The 20,805-nt window shown below is 41.6% G+C and carries 9 protein-coding genes; 5 read left to right on the top strand and 4 right to left on the bottom strand.

The annotated features are described in order from the left end of the window. Positions 1-16: 16 nt before the first annotated feature. The gene (locus tag J0L69_01385; GenBank protein MBN8691812.1) at positions 17-1,414 is read right to left on the bottom strand and encodes a pseudouridine synthase; all 1,398 of its coding nucleotides are present in this window, start codon (positions 1,412-1,414) and stop codon (positions 17-19) included. A 14-nt stretch (positions 1,415-1,428) separates the two neighbouring features. Continuing rightward, the gene (locus J0L69_01380) at positions 1,429-1,797 is read right to left on the bottom strand and encodes a YraN family protein (protein ID MBN8691811.1); all 369 of its coding nucleotides are present in this window, start codon (positions 1,795-1,797) and stop codon (positions 1,429-1,431) included. Positions 1,798-1,849: 52 nt separating this feature from the next. Between J0L69_01380 and J0L69_01375 the strand changes: the two genes are divergently transcribed. Together J0L69_01375 and J0L69_01370 are read left to right on the top strand one after the other, a co-directional pair. Next, positions 1,850-2,488 carry a DUF4412 domain-containing protein gene (locus J0L69_01375; GenBank protein MBN8691810.1) on the top strand — a complete coding sequence of 213 codons (639 nt, stop codon included), beginning with the start codon at positions 1,850-1,852 and terminating at the stop codon, positions 2,486-2,488. A 50-nt stretch (positions 2,489-2,538) separates the two neighbouring features. Beyond that, positions 2,539-2,751, top strand: coding sequence for a hypothetical protein (locus J0L69_01370; GenBank protein MBN8691809.1), 213 nt, complete (start codon positions 2,539-2,541; stop codon positions 2,749-2,751). Positions 2,752-2,754: 3 nt separating this feature from the next. Here the strand turns inward: J0L69_01370 and J0L69_01365 are convergent, their stop codons facing one another. Both J0L69_01365 and J0L69_01360 read right to left on the bottom strand, forming a co-directional pair. Further along, positions 2,755-3,144, bottom strand: a complete 390-nt coding sequence (locus tag J0L69_01365) for a rhodanese-like domain-containing protein (GenBank protein MBN8691808.1) — start codon at positions 3,142-3,144, stop codon at positions 2,755-2,757. Between the two features lie 21 nt (positions 3,145-3,165). Then, complete coding sequence (locus J0L69_01360; GenBank protein ID MBN8691807.1) at positions 3,166-4,353, bottom strand: RsmB/NOP family class I SAM-dependent RNA methyltransferase; 1,188 nt, start codon at positions 4,351-4,353, stop codon at positions 3,166-3,168. An 83-nt stretch (positions 4,354-4,436) separates the two neighbouring features. On the opposite strand from J0L69_01360, the gene J0L69_01355 reads away from it, so the two are divergent. The 3 genes from J0L69_01355 (at position 4,437) to J0L69_01345 (ending at position 20,748) form a co-directional block, all read left to right on the top strand. Then, positions 4,437-5,855 (top strand): tetratricopeptide repeat protein, encoded by a 1,419-nt coding sequence (locus J0L69_01355; protein ID MBN8691806.1) that lies wholly within the window; start codon positions 4,437-4,439, stop codon positions 5,853-5,855. Between the two features lie 206 nt (positions 5,856-6,061). Then, positions 6,062-19,852: a gliding motility-associated C-terminal domain-containing protein gene (locus J0L69_01350; protein ID MBN8691805.1), complete on the top strand. Its 13,791-nt coding sequence runs from the start codon at positions 6,062-6,064 to the stop codon at positions 19,850-19,852. Beyond that, entirely contained in the window at positions 19,852-20,748 is an 897-nt protein-coding gene (locus J0L69_01345; protein MBN8691804.1) for a type IX secretion system membrane protein PorP/SprF, read from the top strand. Before J0L69_01350 ends, J0L69_01345 begins: the two co-directional genes overlap by 1 nt. Positions 20,749-20,805: the final 57 nt, after the last annotated feature.

Genomic DNA, 20,805 nt, shown 5'->3' with positions numbered 1-20,805 from the left:
TAATTTACAAAAAAAATCAGCCTAGCATCTTTAAATAACCGATTTCTTTCGTGTTTAAGAAACGCCATTTCCCTCTTGGCAAATCTTTTTTTGTTAAGCCCGCAAACACTACGCGGTCTAGCTTTATCACTTCATAACCTAAATGTTCGAAAATGCGACGCACAATGCGGTTTTTCCCACTGTGAATTTCAATACCGATTTCTTTTTTATTATCGGCAATAAATGAAGCATCGTCTGGCTTAATAAAACCATCTTCCAACTCAACACCTTCATGCAATTGCGCATAATCATCGGGCTTCATGTTTTTATTCAAGAGCACATGATACACTTTTTTGATGCCGTGTTTCGGATGCATTAATTTGGTGGCAAGGTCACCATCGTTTGTAAACAATAACAAGCCGGTGGTGTTTCTATCTAATCGTCCAACAGGATAGATTCGCTCACGTCCTGCATCTTTAATAAGTTCCATAACGGTTCGGCGATCGCGTGGATCGTCGGTTGTTGTTAAATAATCTTTTGGTTTATTTAGAATTAAATAAACTTTTTTCTCGTTGCGTAAAGTTTCGCCGCCGTAATTAATTTTATCTGTTGGCATTACGCGAAAACCCATTTCAGTCACTACTTTTCCATTTACGGTTACAGCGCCTGCTTTAATCAATTCGTCAGCTTCACGGCGAGAACTTACTCCTGCATTAGCAAGATATTTATTTAAGCGCATCGACCCATCTTCATGTTTTGAAACATGAACGGTTTCACTGTCGGAATGTTTTTTATGATGTTTCTTGTGTGTTTTTTTGTAACCGCGGTCGTGATGTTTTTTATCAGAATGGTGATGTTTCTTTTTTTCTCCATACTCACTTTTCTCACCGGAATCATCGTCTCTTTTTTTATAAGGCTTATCCGATTTTTTATCACGGTCGAAAGACTTATAGGCTTTATCTTTATCGCGGAAGCTTCTCTTTTCATCGCCATCATGTTTTTTGTAGGGGCGATCATATTTTTTGTCTTTATCGTCACTGAATTTTTTACGGAATGGCTTTTCGTCACCTTCTCTTTTTTTGTAAGGCTTATCAAATTTTTTATCCTTATCTCTGAAACTTCTTTTATCGTCGCCATCGCGTTTTTTAAAAGGGCGGTCGAAGCTTTTTTCGCCATCCTGTTTTTTGCGAAACGGCTTATCGTCACCGCGTTCAAACGATTTGGGTTTGTCTTTATCGCGGAAGCTGCGCTTCTCGCCATCAAATTCTTTTTTCTTATAAGGTTTGTCTGAAAATTTATCTCGAGAGAATTTATTTTTAGAATCTCTTTCCGGTTTTCCGGAGCGATTTGAAGAGGAACTTTTACCGCCCGATTTAAAAGCAGGTTTTTTGTCAGAGCTTCGCGGTTTGCTGAAGCGATTGTTTGATTTTTGCATTTAGCAAAAGTACGCTACTTTACGATAGGATAAAAGGCGTCGGGTAAATGATTTAAGGTGAATTTGCCATTTTCGGTTAAAATGGCCACAATATCAAATTGAGCTTCTTCTTCTATATCGTGTTCCAACATGTATTGATTGGCAGCAGCTACAATAAAACGTTGTTTTTGCAGTGAAACAAAAGTTTCCGGTTCACCAAATTGCTCCGAACTACGTGTTTTTACCTCTATAAAAACAATACGATTGTTAAATTTTGCTATAATATCGATTTCATACTTCTTATAGCGCCATTGTGTTGCTAAAATGGCATAACCTTTGCTTCGTAAATAAGCAATGGCTTGCTCTTCGCCCCAATTACCGGTATTTTTAGCTTTAGGTTTGATTGTTGCGGGGGTAAAAAATAATTTATACTTTTATAACTGTAAAAATAAGCATATGTTTAAATTAAAACTTGTAATTGTTAGTCTAATTGCGCCGTTTGTAATGAGCGCACAATCTTTTGGTGGTTCTATTGAGTTTAAGTATTATACCTTAAAAGACACAACCGTAAACGTTTATTACGTTAAGGATAAGAATGTTAAGTTAGACCAATTTGGAAAACGTTCCGGCGCAGTAGAAGGAAGTTTTGTGTTTGATTTAGCAAACAACACCATCAAATTTGTGAACCCAAAACGTAAAGTATGGGGCGACCACAAAAGCGAAACTGCACCTGTTATTAAAGGTGTATGCGAAACCAAAAAAACATCTAATACTAAAAATATACAAGGTGTAAAGTGTACCGAATATATTGTGAAGAATACAGAAGAAAATACAGCTATCAGCTATTGGATTGCAACCGGAAAGTATGATTTCTTTGTGCCATTAGTTAAAGTTTGGAATCGTAAAGACAAGCAAAGCATTTATTTTAATCAGTTAAAAGATCTTCCTGCAGGCGCAATGCCAATGTTATCGGAAGAAAAACAAATCAGCGACGGTAAATTCATCACTCGTTTGGAAGTTTCTAAGATTTCTAAAGAGAATTTGGATGCTTCTAAATTAGCGGTACCGGCTGATTATAAAAAGTTTGAACAATAGTGTTTACCATCCGTAGGATACTTAGTCTTTTTGTTTTACTGTTCGTTTTTATGATTAATGCACAGGCTCAATGTGCTATGTGTAAACAAGCTGCTGCCAGTAGCTTAGATAATAATCAGAACTCTATGGCGAAGGGACTAAATACAGGAATTCTTTATTTGATGGCAGTTCCTTATATTTTGATTGCCATTATTTTTAGAAAACAAATTGTTGCTTTATACAAAAGCTGGAGAGGCAAGCCTGCTTCAGATGAAGCGCTTTAAGTGTTATTTAGGAATTACAGTTTCAAAACCTTTTTTCTTCCATTCTTCAATTCCTTTTTCGAGATTAACTACGTGTTCGAAGCCTTGTTTGTGCATGAATTCAGCACAATCACCACTTCTTCCACCGCCAGCGCAATAAATAAGATAAGTTTTCTTTTTATCTAACTTGGAAATAACTGCTTCTGCATCCTTCGCTAAAAAATCAATTTGTGTGGCGCCTTTAATCATACCTTTTGCCTTTAATTCGTCGGTAGTTCTCAAATCAATGAGAAGACCTTTTTTATCTTCAATCATTTTTTTGAAAACCTCTGAACTAACATTTTCAACTTTGCCATTTTGTGCAAAAGAAAAACTGCTAACAGCCAATAAGAATAGAGTAATTAATTTTTTCATTTTATAGTTTTTACAAATGTATTAATTCTTTTTTAGGAGCGCCATGTAAAAGCCATCATAGCCTTCCGAAGGATAAATGGTTTTATCTTTTATTAACGAAAACGCACCTGAATTTGCCTCTAAAAATTTCTTGACCTGCATTTCATTTTCACCTGGTAAAACGCTGCAAGTGGAATAAACCAGAAAGCCTCCGCTCTTCAACATCGTGCTATATTCCGATAAAATTTTGTATTGCAGTTCTTTTGTTTTTTCAATGATTTCAGGCGTTGTTTTCCATTTGGTATCCGGATTACGTTTAATCACACCGGTGCCGCTGCACGGAACATCCAACAATAATCGGTCGGCCGAATTTTCTAATTGCTTAATGGATTTATTGTTTTCAATTAAACGAGTTTCAATATTGAAAGCGCCGGCGCGTTTGGCTCGTTTTTTTAAATTTTCCAACTTCCATTCTTCAACATCCATGGCAATAATTTTGCCTTTATTTTTCATGAGAGCCGCTAGATGTAAACTTTTACCGCCGGCACCCGCACAAGCATCAATCACTTTTTGTCCGGGTTCTACATTTAAAAATTCAGCGATTAATTGTGAGCCGGCATCCTGCACTTCAAAAAAACCTTCCTTAAAAAGTTCTGACGAAAAAACATTCTTTCTGATGGATAATTGCAAAGCATTTTGTGCCATGCTTGTATCTTCTGTTTCAATCCCTGACTCCTTAAGTTTATTGGCGAGATTAGTTTTGGATATTTTTAAAGTGTTAGCTCTTAACACCACTTTCGCTTCGGAATTCAATGCAATCGCTTCCTTCTTCCATTTTTCTGCACCTAATTCTTTTTCGCAATAATTCCAAAGTTCGTCGGGGTATGATTGTAAGATGGCCGCTGAGGTAATACGTTTTTTTGCATCTGTGAAAAGTTGGGTATTGATTGACTTAAAGTCAGGCCAATCCGGCAACGCAATGCCTTTTTCAACAAGATAAGCCGCAAAAATCATGTTTAAACTTCTTTCGCTTCCTGCGATAACAGATAAATAACGAAAATGACGTGTAATGTCATAAACAGCTTCTGCAATAAATTTTCGGTCGCGGGCGCCCCATTGCGGATTCGACTTAAATACTCTTTCTAAAACCTTGTCAGAATATTTTTTCTCAAACATAATTTGCTTGAGAGAGTCCTGTACGGCGTCGACGAGATTTTTAAAGAGTTTCATTCGGCACAAAGATAAGATAAGGTGGACATGTCGCTCAAAAAATCTGTTTTTCTTGTCAAAAATTATGGTTAATTTTAAGTTTTATGAAACGAATTTTCTTGCTCCTTTTATGTGTCGGATTCAATTTTGCCTTTGCGCAAAAGGATATTGCACATATTCAGGCCGGAGAAACGCTGTTGGAAAAAGGAAATTATGAGTTAGCGTATAACGAATTTAAAAACGCTGTCAATGCTAATTCGAAAAACCCTCAGGCCTATTATCAAAGAGGACGCAGTTTATTGTATCTTGGAAAATTTTCTGAAGCAAAAAAAGATTTTGATAAAGCCATAGAGTTAGCACCTAACTCTTCTGCTTTTTATAATTTACGTGGAGCCGCTAATGAAAATTTGGGCGATACATTAAACGCCATCAAAAATTATAATAAATCAATTTCTATCGATAGCAGCGATGCGCGCGGATATATTAGTTTGTCGCGATTATTCGAGAGTCAAAATAAACTTAAGGAAGCTTTGTCTATCGCTAATTTAGGCATCAAAAAGTCAACCAATCAACTAACATTATTTGTTATTAAGGGTGGAGTGTTGCAGAGCATGCATGATACCACAAGCGCTATTTCCACTTATAAATCTGCACTGAGTAAGGATAGTTTATATTTCGGCGCGAATTATTCCCTGGCTTTAATTTGTATCGATAGAAATAAAGCAAAAGAAGCGTTAAGGTTTATTAATAACGCCATAAAAGGCGAACCTGAAAATGGTGATGGTTACATTGAGAAGGGACGAATTTTAGAGGACTTGAATGATACTATTGGAGCAGTGAACTGTTATAATAAAGCTATTTCATTAGACACACTCAATACATTTGCGTATTTCAGTCGCGGAATTTATTACCGGGCTCACGGTAACAGCACCGCGGCAATTAAAGATTTTTCAAAAATGATTGCGATTGATCCTGCAGATGCGGATGCTTATTTGTCGAGAGGAGAATGCTACTCCGATACGAGCAATTGTGAGGCGGCATTGAAAGATTTTGAGACGGCAAAAAAATTATCGCCTAACGATCCGGAAATTTATTTTCAAATCGGATTATGCCAGGATGAAACACGTTATTATCGCGAAGCCATTGAAACATTTAATGCCGCTATTAAGTTAGACAGCAGCAATTCGCAGTATTATTACAGCAGAGGAAATTCTAAATATAACTTGGAGTTATTGGAAGATGCAAAGAAAGATTATCTGAAGGCGTTGGAAAAAGACAGCGCTAACAGCGGACCACTATTTAATATTGGAAATATTCATTTCGATAAAAAGGAATATGAGCAGGCAGTAAAATATTACGATAAATATTTAGCCATTGAGAAAACGGATGCCGACGCAATGGTCAATCGCGCGATATGTAAAAACGCCTTAGGATTCGAAAAGGAGGCTTGCGAAGAGTGGCAAAAGGCGGCCGCTCTTGGAAATTTCGATGCAAAACAAAACATAGAGAAGTTTTGTAAATAAAGTTCATATACTTTACTCAATCAAAAGCGTATAACTGCCATCTTTATCTATCCTACAATATTACAACGTATTGATAATCAAATTAATGTCTTTTTAACCGAAAACACGAATTTACCCATACTCATTTGTCGGTAATTATCTGATTTTCATCGAATTTTAATTGGATTTAATAATATAATTGAACATTTTTATTGGTTGTACCCGTTGTGAAAAAATTGCTTTTTTACATAGCTATTCTTTTGTGTGTTTTGCAATCTCAACTTGCATTGGCGCAGGCACCGCCATGGCAATGGGCCAGAGATTCACGTAGTAACAGTACTGAAGCCGCTTTTGATGCTGCTGTTAATCCGACAACGGGAGATGTTTTTATTACAGGCTTGTATTCGGGCGGATTAAATGGTGCGGCGGCATTTAATAGCGCAACATTCACAGCCACGAATGGAAGTACGGATATTTACATCGCTAAATATAATTCTGTTGGAACTTTTCAATGGGCGATAGAGATTGGTGGCACGGGAGCTGACGGGGGTCGTTCAATTGCTTTAGATCCGGCTGGAAACATCTATATAACAGGTTATTTTAATGGCACTGTGGATTTTGATCCGTCAGCAGCCGTGTTTAATATTGCTTCAACTGGCGGTCAAGATGCCTTTATTGCCAAATATTCTTCAGCAGGCGCGTTTTTATGGGCAGCTCGTGGCGGAGGGGCGTCGACCGATATAGGATATGGAATTCACGCTGACGCAAATGGCGTTTATATTACGGGGGCTTATGTTGCCTCTGCGGTTTTTCGATCTTCGGGGACATCAACAATTACTGCCTCTACTGCAGCTACGCCTGTAAATAACAATGTTTTTGTGGCGAAGTATGATCAAAACGGAATAGTACAATGGGTAGCTTCGGCAGGAAGTAATTCTGCAGAGGAAGGTTATGAGGTAACCGCAGATGCAAGTCGTGTTTATGTAGTCGGTGATTATCGAAATGCCTTATCAATTTATAATAGTGCCGGAGCCCTACAGGCCGTTACTCTACCAATTCAGTCAAGTCCGAACACAGATATTTTTGTCTTAGCCTATACACAAGCCGGTGGATTTAGCTGGGCAACGAATGCTTCTGCAGCGGGAAATGATCAAGGGCGTGGCATCACAAGTGATGGCACAAATATTTATATCGCCGGTGGTATCAGTAATAATGCTCGTTTTCCAAACCCCGCACCTGTTGTAACTCAAACTGTGGTGGGAGGTATGGATGCGTTTGCCGCAAAACTCGATGGAACAACAGGAACATATCAATGGGTGCGACACATCAGAGGTACGGGTAACGTAAATGATGTAGCGAATACTATTGTTTATCATCCTTTAGGTCGCGTATACTTAACAGGTTATTATAATAGCAGTTTAAATTTTACAAATGTTGGTGGCCCCATCCTTACGGCTGTAAATTCAACGGATTTATTTGTGGCTTCATTTACTTCTAATAATGTGTTCTATTATGCGTTATCGGGAGGAGGAACCGGAGTGGATAATGCTTATGGTTTAGGATTAAATAACGTGGCGGATGTTTACATTGGTGGCCACTATACAACCGGGCCTTCGTCTTTCGGAACTACTACTCTAGCCACAGCCACAGGAAGTAATATTGCTGTAGCGAAATGTGGTTGTGGAGTGGTTCTTTCTTTAGCAAGCGCAGGAAGCGATCAAACGGTCTGCGCCACTACGGCAACGATGGCCGGTAATACGCCAACAGCAGGAACAGGAACCTGGAGTTTATTATCAGGCTCCGGTAGCATTACTTCTCCAACTTCTCCTAATACAACTATCACCGGGTTAGGAATGGGAAACAATCAATTTATTTGGACCATTGGCGGTTCTGGTTGTCCAGTAGAAAGAGACACCGTTACGATTCGTAGAGAACTAACACCTTCTATCGCAACTGCCGGACCATCACAATCAGTTTGTGCCGCGAATACAGTGATGGCCGCTAATACTCCAACAACAGGTACGGGTGCATGGACATTGCTTTCAGGTGCAGGTACAATTGTAACGCCTTCGTCTGCATCTTCCGGAATAACCGGATTAGGAATTGGTGTTAGCGTATATCAATGGGCCATATCTTATTTGACATGTCCGGTCACAACGTCTACAATGTCAATAACGCGATACGCGCCACCAACTATAGCAAATGCCGGACCGAATCAGACGGTATGTAGTGCCACAGTTACTATGGCAGCTAACACTACTTCAGCAGGAATCGGAACGTGGAGTTTATTATCAGGTTCAGGTACTATCACCAACGCAAACCTCAATAACACAACAGTTACCGGATTAGGTGTTGGAGCGAACGTTTTTCAGTGGACTACTTCTAACGGTACTTGTCCTACTTCTGTATCTACAGTAACTATTACCAGACAGGCATTACCAACAGTGTCTAATGCAGGAACTACACAGTCCATTTGTTCTACCACAGCCACACTTGCAGGAAACACTCCCGCGGTGGGTACGGGTAGCTGGACCTTAGTCTCAGGTTCGTTGGGCATTACCACTCCAACTTCTCCCACTTCAGGATTAACGGGAATAAATACGGGAACTCATGTTCTCCAATGGACGATATCTAACGGTGTATGCCCTCCGTCAACTTCAACAGTAGCCATTATTCGGGATAACTTTCCAACTGTTGCCAGTGCCGGAGCTTCACAAACTATTTGCGCTACTACGTACACTATGTCGGGCAATACACCTGCTGTCGGTACCGGAAGCTGGACGGTTGTATCAGGTAGCGGAACAATAGTCACTCCAACTTTAGCGGCTACTACTGTAACAAACGTGGGCGTTGGAAATAATGTTTTTCAATGGACGATATCTAACGGCGTGTGCCCTGCCTCAACTTCTACAATGAGTATTTTTCGATACGACTTTCCTACAACATCTGTAGCAGGTCCTTCACAATCAGTGTGTGCAACTACCGCAACAATGGCGGCAAACGCACCGGCAGTGGGTACCGGCAGTTGGACTTTGCTTGGAGGTTCGGGTACAATTGTAACACCAACATCACCTACCTCACAAATTACCGGATTAGGAATAGGAACAAATGTGTTTAGATGGACGATATCTAACGGTACTTGCCCTCCGTCAGCATCAACTGTTGCAATTGTTCGTTACGCTCCGCCATCACCTGCTAATGCCGGAGCATCACAAACTGTTTGCGCAATTACCGCAACGATGGCAGCTAATACTACAACAGCGGGTAGCGGTTTGTGGACATTAGTCTCCGGTGCAGGAACCATCACCACACCTTCTGCCCCAAATACAGGAATTACAGCGTTAGGAGTAGGAAGCAATGTTTTTCAATGGACAACTTCAAACGGGGTGTGTGCATCTTCCTCCGCTACTACAAGTGTGTTTAGATATAATTTTCCTACTACATCTGTTGCAGGACCATCACAATCAGTTTGTGCAACTACGGCTACACTGGCAGGAAACACTCCGGCTGTTGGTACAGGCTCGTGGACTTTGGTCTCCGGCGCAGGAACTATTACGAATCCAACTTCACCTTCAAGCGGATTAACAGCGCTTGGTGTAGGAACAAATGTGTTTCAATGGACCATATCTAACGGTACTTGCCCTCCGTCAACATCTACGGTATCGATTGTACGATACGCGCCGCCTTCCATCTCAGTTGCAGGGACTTCACAAACTGTGTGTGCAACAACAGCCACTATGGCGGCAAATACCACAACTGCTGGTTCTGGATTGTGGACATTAATTTCGGGAGCCGGAACTATTACAACTCCGGCAGCAGCAAACACAGGTATTACTGCATTGGGAGTTGGGAATAATGTATTTCAATGGACAACCTCAAACGGCGTGTGTGCATCCAGCTCTTCAACTGTTTCAATCTGGAGAGATGATATTCCAACGGTAGCAAATGCGGGAACTGCACAATCCGTTTGTGGAAATACCGTAGCGCTTGCAGGGAATACACCAACTGTTGGAACCGGTTTATGGACTTTAATCTCTGGTGCAGGCACCATCACTTCACCAAATTCGCCCAACTCTTCTGTTACCGGATTAGCATTAGGAAACAATGTGTTTCAATGGACCATATCTAACGGTTCATGTCCTGCATCTTCGGCAACGGTTTCCATTATATCTTATACAAATCCAACTACAGCTAATGCAGGAACCTCACAAACTATTTGTGCCAGCACAGCAACGTTGAATGGTAACACTCCTGCTGTTGGAAATGGTGTTTGGTTGTTGTTATCCGGTAGTGGTACTATAACAAATCCAATTTTACCTAATTCAACAGTTACCGGTTTGGCTGTCGGTGCAAATGTGTTTCAATGGAGCATTTCCAACGGAGTTTGTCCTATTTCAACTTCAACTGTAGCAATCAATGTAGACGCAAATCCAACGGTTGCTAATGCGGGTTTAGCTCAAACTATTTGTACAACTACAGCGGTAATGGCAGGAAATACACCGGCAATAGGAACAGGTTCTTGGTCGGTAGTTTCAGGAAGCGGAACATTTGCAAATGCAAGTTTACCAACTACCGGCGTCAGCGCTATATCAGTTGGGATTAATATTTATCAGTGGACCATATCTAACGGTGTGTGCCCTGCTACTTCTGCTACTGTGGCAATTAATCGCGACAATTATCCAATTATTGCAAACGCAGGCTTTTCACAAACAGTGTGTGCTACAACCGCTACCTTAAACGGAAATGTGCCAACGGTTGGTACTGGTGTGTGGACTGTGTTAACAGGTACCTCTTCAATCACAAGCTCCGGTTCAGCAACAACAGGTGTTACCGGTTTAAGTGTAGGATCTAATGTTTATCAATGGACTATATCTAACGGTGTGTGCCCTGCGTCAACTTCAACAGTTAGTGTTCATCGTGATGACTTTCCAACAATAGCAAATGCAGGCACAACAATTACTGTGTGTAATTCATTTACCGCGACTATGGCGGCAAATACTCCAACTGTTGGAACGGGCTTATGGTCTGTTGTTTCAGGTAGTGGTGTATTCACGAATCCGAATTCTCCAACAACGTTAGTTAACTTTTTATCAGTCGGAACGAATATTTTTCAATGGACAATTTCCAATGGGTCTTGTCCACCATCTACATCAACCGTTGCTGTTATCAGAAATCCACCTCCATCTGTTGCAAATGCAGGAACAAGTCAGACATTGTGTGTAGGTAACGCAACCTTATCCGGAAACACACCGGCTGTTGGTACAGGGGTTTGGAGTTTGGTTTCGGGAAGCGGTACAATTATTTCACCATCAACACCGTCTACCGGTGTAACAGGCCTCGGTGTGGGGACTAATATATTTCAATGGACAATTAATATGCCGGGTTGTTCGCCTTCAACATCTACTGTTGCAATTGTTCGAGACCCACTACCTTCCGTGTCAGTAGCTGGACCAACTCAAACATTATGTTCGGTAAGCACAGCAACTATGGCGGCAAATACGCCGGCTGTTGGAACCGGATTGTGGTCATTGATTTCAGGAAGCGGATTAGTAGCAACACCTGGATCCCCAACTTCAGTCGTTAATTTCTTGTCAGTTGGTACAAATGTTTTCCAGTGGACAATATCTAACGGTACTTGCCCTCCCTCTACATCAACTGTTGCTATAATTCGTGACCCATCACCAACAATTTCAGCTGCCGGTGCTAATCAAACACTTTGTGTAAGCAGCGCGACTTTAAATGGAAATACGCCAACGATTGGTACGGGTGTATGGACGCTTGTATCCGGTGCCGGAACTATTACAGCGCCTACATCACCAAACAGCAGTGTAACGGGCTTAGGATTTGGTGTGAATGTTTTTCAATGGTCGATCAGTAATAGTGTGTGCGCGCCATCAACTTCAACAGTAGCAATTGTTCGTGACACACCGCCAACTGTTTCAAATGCGGGAGCGTCACAAACTGTTTGTGTGACTTCAGCAACCCTAGCGGGTAATGCGCCAACGGTTGGAACCGGGCTTTGGACATTAGTGTCCGGTAGTGGAATTATTTCTTCTCCAAGTTCTGCGACAACAGCGGTCAATTTTATTTCTATTGGAACTAATGTATTTCAATGGACCATCAGTAACGGAACCTGTCCTTCTTCAAGTTCTACGGTTGCTATTGTAAGAGATCAAAATCCTACCATAGCGAACGCGGGAACTTCACAAACGTTATGTACTTCATCGGCTACGCTTTCAGGAAACACTCCTGGTATAGGCAGTTGTGCGTGGACCGTTATATCAGGACCAGGGTCAATAAGCTCACCACTTTCTGCTGTTACACCGGTGACAAGTTTAGGAATTGGACTCAACGTATTCCAATGGACGATTAGTAATGGCGTATGTCCACCTTCAATATCAACCGTAGCAATTAATGTGGATGCGAATCCGACTGTAGCGAATGCGGGGTTAACACAAACTCTGTGTGCAGCGACAGCTACATTGAACGGGAATACCCCTGCAATTGGAACCGGTAATTGGTCTGTGTTAAGCGGTACTTCCACTGTCGCGAGTCCGTCATCACCAACATCATCAGTTACCGGATTGTCATTTGGCACCAATGTATTTCAGTGGACCATATCAAACGGTACATGCCCTCCATCATCTTCAACCGTTTCAATTGTAAGAGATATGCCTCCTACAATTTCGAACGCAGGTATTTCACAAACCATTTGTGCGGCAAATGCAACATTAACCGCAAACACGCCAATTGTGGGTACAGGACTTTGGATTCAGTTAGCGGGAACGGGAGCATTATCTACATTTACGAATCCTGTTACTAGTGTATCCGGTATTTCAGTAGGTACGGAAATTTATCAATGGATAATTAGTAATGGTGTTTGCCTGTCTTCTTCTTCAACAGTAGCAATAGTAAGAGATCCGGTTCCTACTATTGCTAATGCAGGTTTAACGCAAACAGTGTGTGCGGCCACAGCAACTTTAGCCGGTAACACGCCTGTAGTTGGTACAGGTAACTGGACAGTTCTTTCCGGTGGAGCAATAGTAACCAATCCTTCGTTACCAAACTCCGGAGTTACAAATTTAGGATTCGGTGCAAACGTGTTTCAATGGATGATATCTAACGGTACATGCCCTCCATCTACGGCAACAGTAACAATATTCAGAGATATTCCTCCAACAGTTTCAAACGCTGGTTTATCACAAACAGTTTGTGTAAATCCGGGAACAGCAATTTTGACAGCTAACACACCGACAACAGGAATTGGAATTTGGACAGTACTTTCAGGAACATCATCAGTGGCAACACCAACTTCCGCTTCAACCGGAGTGAGTGGTTTATCTACAGGATTAAATGTTTACCAATGGAGCATATCCAATGGTGTTTGTCCGGTTTCAACGTCAACTGTAGGAGTGTATGCTGATCCACTTCCAACTCCATCGGCTGCGGGTCCTTCTCAAACCATTTGTGTAACAACAGCAAGTACAACATTAGCAGGGAATGCTCCTGCAACTGGTATTGGCACCTGGAGCATTTTGTCGGGAGGAGGAACCATAACATCTCCAAACTCACCTAACAGCACAATTACAGGATTAAATACACCAGGCGTAACAATTTTACAATGGAGTATATCTAACGGTACTTGTCCTCCGTCAATTACTACCACAACTATAACTATTAATAACGTACCGCCGGCAAGTGTTGCAGGAACTTCCCAAACAGTTTGTGAGATTCCGGGTACTGCAACATTGTCTGCCAACACACCTTCAGTCGGTTTCGGTACTTGGTCCGTATTATCAGGTGGAGGGGTAGTTACATCGCCAAATTCTCCGAATAGCACTGTTACAGGATTAACTACGGGAACGACAGTTTTACAATGGAGTATATCGTACGGTGTATGCGCTAATACAACTTCTACAACATCTATAGTTGTTAATGCAATGCCTACAATTTCAAATGCAGGTACTACACAAACCTTATGCGCTTCTACTACCACATTAGTGGCCAACACGCCTGCAGTTGGTGCGGGAGTTTGGTCTTTAGTAGCGGGAACCGGCGCCATTACCACTCCAAGTTCGGCCGTTACGGGAATTACCGGTATGGGCGTAGGAACAAACAATTTCCAATGGACTATTACTAACGGTGTATGCCCTCCGTCTACCTCAACTATTTCTGTGATAGTATATACTATTGCCACTACCGCCATTGCCGGTCCGAGCCAAACAGTGTGTTCAAGTTCAGCAATAATAACGGCGAATACTCCAACAGTTGGAACGGGACTTTGGTCGGTTTTATCAGGAACAGGAACAATCGTTTCAACAGGAAACCCAACTACTACGGTTAACGGATTAAGTTTCGGATCCAATATTTTTCAGTGGGCAATTTCAAATGGTGTTTGTCCCGTTACAACATCTACTTTGCAAGTGTATAGAGACATACCGCCAACTGCCGCCACAGTTTCAGCTTCTCAAACAGTTTGCGCTACTACTGCAACAATGAGTGGGAACATTCCTACAGTAGGTACAGGACTTTGGTCATTGGTTAGCGGAAGCGGTACCATTACTGCTCCGGGATCGGCAGTCACATCTGTTACGGCATTAGGAGTTGGAACCAATATTTTTCAATGGACCATTTCCAATGGCGTTTGTCCAGCAGAAACAGCTACACTTTCAATAACAAGAGATGATTTCCCAACAATAGCAAACGCAGGGGTGAATACAACAGTATGTGCTACCTCAACAGTTCTCGCGGGAAATACGCCTACGGTTGGTACGGGATTATGGACAGTTCTTGCAGGAAGTTCTACTGTGCAAACGATATCTTCACCTACATCTTCTGTAGTAGGACTTTCAGTGGGTATAAACACATATCAATGGACCATATCTAACGGTGTATGTCCTGCTACTTCTTCAACCGTAAATATTGTAAGAGATGCATTCCCTTCCATTTCAGTTGCCGGACCAAACCAAACACTTTGCGCTTCGTCAACGGCTACTATGGCAGCAAATACTCCAACTGCAGGAACAGGATTTTGGTCAATAGTAAGCGGAACAGCTAGCATAAGCAGCTTCAATTCTCCAACGACTACTGTTACCGGATTAGTTCCGGGTGTTGAAGTTTTACAATGGACTATTTCTAACGGTGTGTGCCCTCCTACGGTGTCTACTGTTACAATTAATGTAGATCCTATTCCTTCCATTGCAGTCGCAGGACCAACTACAACTATATGTTCTTCAACTACAACATTAGCAGCCAATACACCAACATCTGGTGTTGGAACCTGGAGTGTAATTTCAGGAGGAGGAAGTGTTACATCTGTAAACAGCCCAACCTCTGCTGCAACCGGATTGTTACCGGGGCTTCATGTTTTACAATGGACGATAAGCAGCGGAGTTTGCGTGCCTTCAATTTCAACAACTACTATTCAGGTGGATGCAAATCCAACCGTATCTAATGCCGGCTTATCACAAACCATTTGTATTTCTGCGCCTAATGCAACTATGAACGCGAATGCTCCAACTATTGGAACAGGTTTATGGAGTTTCGTAAGCGGAAGCGGCTCGATAAGTAATTTCTTTTCTCCAACCACACCTATAACGGGATTATCATTAGGATTAAATACTTTGCAATGGACCATTTCTAACGGTGTTTGTCCACCGTCTTCTTCAACTATGAATGTGCAGGTGGATAATGTTCCAACAGTTGCTAATGCGGGTCCATCGCAGACAGTATGTGTGAGTAATTCAGTAACTACATTAGCAGCGAATGCACCTGTAGTTGGAATTGGAACATGGAGTTTAGTTTCAGGTACCGGAACTATTACGGCAATAAACTCTCCTTCTTCTACCTTTAGTTTTACTGCCCCGGGAATTAAAGTTTTACAATGGACAATCGCAAATGGCGTTTGCGCAAACTCTATTTCTACAATGACTATTCAAGTGGATAATGTTCCTACTGTATCTAATGCCGGCCCATCACAAACTGTTTGTGTGAGTACAGGAAGCACTGTATTAAATGCAAACATACCGAGTGTTGGAACAGGCTTATGGAACATTATTTCAGGAAGCGGAGTTGTAGTTACACCGAACAACGTTAATTCTAATTTAACCGGATTAACAACAGGAACAACGATACTGCAATGGACAATTTCTAACGGGGTGTGTGCTTCATCTACTTCAACAACGAGCGTGCAAGTAGATGCGATGCCAACTGTAGCAAACGCCGGAGTATCTCAAACGGTTTGCGTGAGTAATTCAGTTACCACTTTATCAGCGAATGCTCCGATTGTTGGAGTGGGTACATGGAGTTTAGTATCAGGAACCGGAACAATTGCTGCTGTAAACTCTCCTTCGTCTACGTATAGTTTTACAAGTCCGGGTATAAATGTTTTACAATGGAGTATTGCAAATGGTGTTTGTGCAACATCCATTTCAACTACGACGATACAGGTTGACAATGTACCAACAGTTTCCAATGCTGGACCGTCACAGACCATTTGTGTGAGCACAGGAAGTACAGTGTTGAACGCAAATATTCCAAGCGTTGGAACCGGAGTATGGAATATCGTTTCAGGAAGCGGAACTATTGTTACCCCTAACAACGCAAATTCTAATTTAACCGGATTAACAACCGGAACAACCATTGCGCAATGGACTATTTCTAACGGTGTGTGTGCAGCCTCTACCGCAACATCAAGTGTGCAGGTAGATGCGATGCCAACTGTAGCAAACGCCGGATTATCACAAACGGTTTGTGTAAGCAATTCCGTTACAACCTTAGCAGCTAATGCGCCTATTGTAGGTGTTGGTACTTGGAGTTTAATAGGAGGTACAGGAACTATCACAACGATTAATTCTCCAACATCAACATTTAGCTTTACTACGCCGGGCATTAAAATATTAGAGTGGAGCATATCTAACGGTGTGTGTGCAACGTCGGTTTCTACAATGACAATTCAAGTTGATGATGTGCCTGCAACATCAATTGCGGGACCATCACAAACTGTTTGTGTAAGTAGTTCTGTTACGACATTAGCGGCTAACACACCTAGTGTAGGCGTGGGAACTTGGAGTCTGGTTTCCGGCACCGGAACAATTACCAGTACCGGTTCACCAACTTCTCCATTTAACTTCATGTCACCCGGAACGAATGTTTTACAATGGAGCATTTCGAATGGCGTATGTGCTAACTCTACTTCGACAATGAGTGTTCAGGTGGATAATATACCTACAGTTTCAAATGCAGGAGCATCCCAAACTATTTGTGTAAGCACAGGTAGCACTACATTAGCTGCGAATACGCCGGTAACAGGAATTGGAACATGGAGTATAGTATCAGGTAGCGGTGTTGTTACATCAATAAACTCTCCAACAACAACCGTCACGGGTTTAACTGTTGGTACAACAGTTTTACAATGGATAATTTCTAATGGTGTATGTGCGAATTCAACATCCACGATGAGTATTCAGGTAGATGGTGTACCAACAACTCCGATTGCCGGCTCTGCAGGTGTAGTTTGTGTTAGTACAGGAAGTGCTAATTTGATAGGCAATGTGCCGACCGTTGGCGTAGGAACTTGGAGTGTTTTGTCTGGTGGCGGTGTTATTACATCTTCAACTTCTGCGATAACTACAATAACAGCATTAACAGTTGGTAACACAGTTGTACAATGGAGCATAGCAAACGGATCGTGTGGTGCGCTTACCACCACATTAAATATTCAGGTGGATAATGTTCCTACAATTTCAAGCGCAGGTGCTTCACAAACTTTATGTATATCTTCTAACTCTACAACATTGTCGGGAAACACACCGACAGTTGGTGTAGGTACTTGGAGTGTTATTGCTGGTGGTGGTTCGGTATCTTCGGTTAATAGCCCAACAAGTGTGGTTACAACTTTACCTATTGGAATAAATGTGTTACAATGGAGTATAGCTAATGGCGTGTGTCCGTCTTCCGTTTCTACAACAACGATTCAAGTAGATGATGTTCCAGCAACAAGTATAGCAGGAGTTTCCCAAACGATATGTGTGAGTGTAGGCGGCGCAACTTTAGCAGCGAATACCCCAAGTGTAGGAGTAGGTACCTGGAGTATTGTATCGGGAAGCGGTACGATTGTTGCTGTTAACAATCCGTCTTCATCAATTAATGGTTTAGCTGTTGGTACCACTGTTTTACAATGGAGCATTTCGAATGGTGTATGTGCTAACTCGACCTCAACTATGAGTATTCAGGTGGATGATATGCCGACTAATTCAGTTGCCGGACCATCCCAAACCATTTGTATTAATCCGGGAAGTACAATTTTAGCAGGAAACACACCTGGAGTTGGTGTTGGAACATGGAGCGTGATTACGGGAACCGGAACCGTTGCTGCCGTGAACAATCCGGGTTCTTCAATTTCCGGTTTATCGGTTGGAAACAATATTATTCAATGGACAATATCAAACGGAGTTTGTGCGGTTTCATCAAGCACCATGAATGTTAAAGTAGATGATTTACCAACTCCTGCTAATGCCGGTTCCGACATAATCATCTGTTCACCTAATTCCACAATAAGTGCTACACCGTTAACCATTGGTACAGGAAGCTGGACTGTTATAAGTGGTACAGGCGTAGTTACAAACTCATTGCTTGCTTCAACTTCTGCTACTAATCTTGTTGTAGGAACCAACCTATTACAATGGACAACTACTAACGGTATATGCCCTCCGTCAATAGACACCTTACAAATAGATGTATTGATTAATTTATTACCAATTGTTGCAGGTCCGGATCAATTTGTTTGTACTCTAACACCAACACTCAATGCAACACCTCATGCTGTAGGAACAGGAACATGGATTCCACTCGGTGGCGCTCCCGCAGTGGCTACGCCAACATTAGCTAATTCTACGTTTACTGTTCCAGGTCAAGGCACCTATACGTATGTGTGGTCTGTAGGATATTTAACATGTCCGGTTGAGAATGACACGGTTCAAATAACAACCTATTTAAATCCGAGCATATCAAATGCAGGATTAGATCAAGCTATTTGTGCACTCACAACTTCATTAACTGGAAATACACCGGCCATTGGAACAGGAACTTGGGTTCAAGTGGGGGCTTCACCATCTGTAAGTAGTCCAACATCTACTATTACTTCAGTAAGCTTTACGAATACCGGTACATATACTTATGTATGGTCGATTGGTAACGGAACTTGTCCGGTTGAGAATGACACGATGGTAGTATTTGCATATGCTCCGCCAAGTGCGGCTAACGCCGGTCCAGATCAATCAATTTGTTCTTACTCTACTAATTTAGCAGCAATGTCACCTAGTATTGGTGTCGGTGTTTGGTCACCGTTATCTACAGGCAGCTCAACTGTTACTTTAGTCGGAAACCCGGGTTCGGAAGCAAATGTAAACAATCAGGGATTATTCGGATTTGTTTGGACAGTTACAAACTCATCGGTTTGTCCTAGCACAAGTGATACCATGTTTGTTCAAGCGTATACACCAATTTTACCCGGATCCGCAAATGCAGGCCCGGATATAAGTTCCGACTTGTTAAACAATTTAATGGCGGGTAATACGCCAACTATCGGCGCGGGAGCTTGGTCAATTTTATCAGGACCGGGAGGAAGTTTTGCAAATACAGGTGATCCGTTAAGTAATTTTACAGCTAATGAAGCAGGCACTTATGAATTGGTTTGGACATTAACTAACGGTGTGTGTACAGCGGTTTCCGATACCATGATTTTAATCATAAATCCATTGTTAATTCCGCAAGTCATCACGCCTAATGGAGACGGAAGTAACGACTTCTTCGAAGTACGCGGATTAGCGGATGTTAATGATGTGAAATTACTTGTGTTCAATCGTTGGGGTAATCAGGTGTATCATCACGAAAATTATAAAGACAGCTTTAAAGGTGAGAACAATGACGGTGTAAAACTTGCTGATGATACATACTATTTTATTATTGAAGCGCAAGGAAAAAAATACACGGGTTATTTGGTAATTAAATCAAATTAATGAAGAGAATACTTTACATAGTGTTTATTTTATGGGCAACGGTCGCCAAACCGCAGCACTATCCCGGTTTTAGCCAATATGTAATCAATGGATTTATTATTAATCCGGCTTATGCGGGAAGACATGAAGCGATGGATGTAACGCTGGGGCATCGTCAGCAATGGGTTGGTTTTGATGGCGCTCCACAAACAACTACATTTGGATTAAATACACCGCTTCGAATTAAATCAATTGGCGTTGGTGTAGGAATTATCAATGATAAAGTGGGCGTATATAACAGTCAAATCTTGAATGTGATGTATGCTTATCGCATCCGAATTAAGCGTAAATATAAATTAAGCTTAGGTCTTCAAAATGGTGTGATGATCAAGAGAACAAATTGGGATAAGTTGACTCGTAACGATCAACAAGATGCTCTACTGCAAAATCAAAACCCTACAAGTGTTGGATTTTTAAGTGGCGCCGGAATTTATTTTTATGGAAAAAATATTTTCGCCGGATTAAGCGCTCCGTACCTCGTAAATACTTTGAATAAGAATTTTATAATAGAAAATCCAATACTTGCAACAGGGGGCTACTATTTTTCATTAACAGACGACCATGGAATAAAACCTTCATTTTTGGTTAAATACATCAATGGGTCACCAATTCAGGGTGATATTAACGTTAATTACTACTTCCGTCAGCGTTTGGGTGTGGGAGTTTCGTACCGAACTAACGAATCTATTGTCGGAATTTTGGAGTTCGGCATCAACGATCAGTTCAAATTCAGCTATAGTTACGATTGTGGATTAAATCGTTTAAAACATTATAACAGTGGGTCTCACGAGTTACTTATAAGATACTATTTTGGCTATTCAGCCAATGCGAGGAACCCACGAGCTTTCGCGCTCTAATATATTTGTAACTTTCTGTATAGCAACACTATACCTGTTTTCTTTTTGTCTGCATTC

This window comes from Bacteroidota bacterium, from assembly GCA_017303905.1.
Lineage (GTDB): Bacteria > Bacteroidota > Bacteroidia > B-17B0 > Aurantibacillaceae > JAHEYG01.
This window is presented reverse-complemented; position numbering and strand designations above follow the sequence as displayed.